At 48.0% G+C, this 702-nt stretch carries 1 protein-coding gene; it reads right to left on the bottom strand.

The genetic code is table 11. The annotated features are described in order from the left end of the window. A partial coding sequence (locus tag ACS8FD_RS20705) for an ABC transporter ATP-binding protein (protein WP_439277251.1) occupies positions 1 to 702 on the bottom strand: 702 nt, incomplete at both ends.

Raw genomic sequence — 702 nt, 5'->3', positions numbered from 1 at the left:
TCATCAGGACGCACCAACACTTTGATCGGCGTGCCATTAGGATAGTCATACTCGCAATACTGCGGCTGGCCCAGTTCATCGTAAACTTCCATACGTCGATAGATATCACCAAGCGCGGTCTCGACATGTCCCTCTTTAATGATGCCATCTATCATGGCTCCTTCACCAACAAACTCAGCAACGAACGGACTAATTGGCTCATGGTATAGCTCACTTGGCGTGGCCCACTGTACCAGCTTACCTCTGTGCATCACCCCTACTTTGTCTGCAATTGCAAAGGCTTCATTTTGATCATGAGTCACCAGTATCGCTGTGGTGTTGGTACGTTTAAGAATATCACGTACATTCATCGCCAGTGATTCGCGCAGTACTACATCAAGATTAGAAAAGGGCTCATCAAGTAACAATAATTGGGGCTTGGGCGCTAAGGCACGTGCTAAAGCAACTCGCTGCTGCTGACCGCCTGAAAGCTCACTTGGACGCTTGTTGGCATGCTCAGGTAACTCAACCAGATTCAACATCTCAGTCACGCGTGCTTTTTTGTCAGCGACTGACCAACTATTTAGACCAAAAGCAATATTTTTTGCCACACTTAGGTGACCAAACAATGCATAGTCCTGAAATACCATGCCCATGCCGCGCTTAGCAGGTGCAACGGCAAAAGATGTACGTGCTGTCTGCTCTGTTAGGCGCTGACCATTC

This window comes from Psychrobacter sp. 1U2, assembly GCF_051847575.1.
Note: the sequence above shows the minus strand (reverse complement) of the source record. Positions and strands in the feature narration are given on the sequence as shown.